This window comes from Craterilacuibacter sp. (genome assembly GCF_051659485.1).
In the GTDB taxonomy this organism is placed as follows: Bacteria; Pseudomonadota; Gammaproteobacteria; order Burkholderiales; family Chromobacteriaceae; genus Craterilacuibacter.
In genome coordinates this window covers 1-2,911 of record NZ_JBOFOO010000384.1, presented here as the reverse complement: position 1 = coordinate 2,911, position 2,911 = coordinate 1, and the positions used below count along the sequence as shown (strand labels likewise).

2 protein-coding genes are annotated in these 2,911 nt (G+C 62.9%); one reads left to right on the top strand and one right to left on the bottom strand.

Going from position 1 to position 2,911, the window contains the following annotated elements:
• The first annotated feature begins 388 nt into the window (after window positions 1-388).
• Window positions 389-1,825, top strand: coding sequence for a sigma-54 interaction domain-containing protein (locus tag ACRC1E_RS13245; RefSeq protein WP_438515560.1), 1,437 nt, complete (start codon window positions 389-391; stop codon window positions 1,823-1,825).
• A 6-nt stretch (window positions 1,826-1,831) separates the two neighbouring features.
• Here ACRC1E_RS13245 and ACRC1E_RS13240 read toward each other — a convergent pair whose 3' ends face one another.
• The gene (locus ACRC1E_RS13240) at window positions 1,832-2,779 is read right to left on the bottom strand and encodes a PDR/VanB family oxidoreductase (RefSeq protein ID WP_438515559.1); all 948 of its coding nucleotides are present in this window, start codon (window positions 2,777-2,779) and stop codon (window positions 1,832-1,834) included.
• Window positions 2,780-2,911: the final 132 nt, after the last annotated feature.

Below are 2,911 nucleotides of genomic sequence, written 5' to 3'. Positions count from 1 at the left end.
CCCTGATGTGCAGTAAAAGAGACGCCTTGCAGGACAGCGTGCGTGCCAAAGCGTTTGTGAAGGTCGGTGATCTCGATGACGGGCAGTGCGGCAGCGTGCGGGTCGGATGGCATCGGCAATGTTTTCTCATTTAAGTGCGCACGATCAGGCTGTGCGGTGCACAGCCTCCATTTATAAGCAGGATGCGTGCCATCCGTTTGTTGCTTGCTAGGGCACGTAAAAACAAGGGCTTATGGCCATGTGTGGTGCGGTGGTTTTCCGCCGTCGATGCGGAAAGTTGTATTTCTGCCCGATATTCGGCAGCCAGAGCGAGCTTACTGGCCGCCTGCGTGTGAAACATGGTATGTGTAAGTCATAAAAAGGGGCGCATCCCCGGGAGAGGCACACCATGGACACGCAACTTGCGGCCAGCATTGCCTTGCTGGCCGAGTTTCTTGACAGCCTGCCGCTGGCGGTCGCCATCGTCGACGCTGACGGTCACTATGTGTATTACAACGCGGAGAGTGCGCGTCTGGACGACTGTCTGGCCGAACGTGCGCTCGGCCGGTCGCTGCTGCAGGTCTACCCCGGCATGAATCAGCACAGCAGTACGCTGTTGCAGGCGCTATGTAGCGGCAAGCGTTATCACAACCAGTACCAGCTTTACTACAACGCCAGCGGCAAGCCGGTGCATCAGGTGCACACCACTTTGCCGCTGAGCAATACCGACGGCGCAGTGATAGGCGCGATCGAAGTCGCACGTGACCTGACCGAGGTCAATCAGTTGCACGAGCGTTTTGTCGACCTGCAGCAGCGTCTGCACGAACGGTTGCCACTACACGATGATGGAATCATTAGCTGCGATCCTGCGATGCAGAAACTGGTGCAGCAGGCACAGCGTCTGGCGCGCACCGATGTGCAGGTGCTGATCTGCGGCGAGACAGGAACCGGCAAAGAGCTGTTTGCCCGCCTGTTGCATAGCCAGAGTGCACGTGCCGGCAAGCCGTATCTGGTGCTTAACTGTGCCGCCACGCCCGAGCAGTTGTTTGAAAGCGCGCTGTTTGGCACGGTGAAGGGGGCATTTACCGGTGCCGAAGACCGTGCCGGCCTGCTCGAAGGTGCGCATGGGGGCACGCTGTTTCTCGATGAACTCAATTCGATGCCGCTGGCGGTGCAGGCCAAGCTGTTGCGTGCCTTGCAGGAGATGACTTTCCGCCGTGTGGGTGCCAGCCGGGAGATTCGCGTCGACGTGCGCATTATCGCAGCTGCCAACGAGTCGCCGCAGGAAATGCTCAGCCGGCAGCGCATCCGCCCTGACCTTTTGTACCGGCTGAATGTCGGTTATCTCAGCATTCCGCCACTGCGTGAACGCCGGTGCGATATTCCCTTGCTGGCACACGCTTTTCTTACCCGCCACGGCAAACTGACCGGCAATCGGGTGCTGCGCATCAGTACGGCGGTGCTCGAACGGCTGCAACGGCACAGTTGGCCGGGCAATGTGCGCATGCTGGAAAACATCATGCTGCGCAGCCTGATTTTCTGTGAAAACGGCGAGGAGCTCGACTTCGTACTGCTGGAGGAAGATGAGCAAACTGCGCCGCCACGACCGGCCGCCGAGCCGGCACCGCCTGCAGCGCTGTCAGTAGCGCCGCCCGAGGTCGACGAGGCGTCAGGCACGCTGGATGAGCAACTGGCCGGCTTCGAGCGCCAGTTGCTGCTGCATTACCTGCGCCGTTATCCCAACCTGTCCGAAGCGGCACGCCGCTGCGGCCTGCCGCGTGCCACCTTGCAGTACAAAATGAAGAAGTACGGCATCCGGCTGGCACCGCAGGTAATTGACGGCTGAGCCCGGCTACAGATCCAGCACCAGATGCGGGCAGGCCGCGCGCGAAACGCACAGCATGATGCGGTCTTGCGCCTGCTTCTCCTGCTCGCTCAGGTACTGGTCGCGGTGTGCCGCCTGTCCGGACAGGAGGCGGGTTTCGCAGGTGCCGCAGTAGCCTTCCAGACACAGGCTTTCGACCTTGACCGTGCTTTGCCGCCGGATGGCATCGAGGATGGTTTCGCTCGCCGCCACCGCCAGTCGCTGGCCGCTGCGGGCTAGCTGTACGGTGAAGCCCTCGTCTATCGCCTGATGCGCGGGCGGGCTGAACTGTTCGATATGCAGGCGCCCGGTGGCGCGCAGGGCTGCGCCGTGAAGCTCGACATCGTCCAGTAGCCGTTGTGGGCCGCAGGCGTAGACATGGGTGTGCGCGTCTATGCCTTGCAGCAGCGCCCTGATGTCCATGCGCTGGCCGCAACTGGCGTCGTAGCATTGCGTATCGGCACGGCCGGACAGGCCTGCCACAAAGGCCGCTTTGCTGATGCTGCGGTAGGCGTAGTGCAGCCGGGCGCGCTGGCCGGCGGCGTCCAGTGCGGCCAGATGCGCGATAAACGGCGTGATGCCGATCCCGCCCGCGATAAACACATGTCCGCCGGCATCAGGTGCCAGCGGGAACAGGTTGGCCGGCGTACTGATGCAAAGCCGGTCGCCCGGCCTGAGCGTGTGCAGCCAGTGCGAGCCGCCACGCGACGCTTCGGCGTGCCGCACGGCAATGCGCACGCTATCGTGGGCCCGGTAGTCCAGCAGCGAATAGGCGTTTGCCGGGCTGTCGGTCTGCCCGCCGACACGCACCAGCAGGTGGCTGCCGGACGCGTACGCCGGATAGGGGGTGTCCGGTAGCAAGCTCAGCTGGCAGATGCCGTCGGCGAGGGGGCGTGTCTCGCCTAGCGTGGCGTGTAGCCATTCAGGCGCTGGCATCATTCTGTCCGTTCTGGCCGGTGTAGCAGGCGGCGACTTTGCGGTGGAAGTGGGCGATACCGTGCTCGCTGATGCCGCTGCGGGCGGCATCGACCATGATGCGGCCCTGGCCGCGGTAGCCGCGCGACTGCA

Bases quoted from the DNA above. Each gene is read 5' to 3' on its own strand.
- ACRC1E_RS13240 (WP_438515559.1), bottom strand. From the start codon at position 2,779: ATGCCAGCGCCTGAATGGCTACACGCCACGCTAGGCGAGACACGCCCC.
- ACRC1E_RS13245 (WP_438515560.1), top strand. From the start codon at position 389: ATGGACACGCAACTTGCGGCCAGCATTGCCTTGCTGGCCGAGTTTCTT.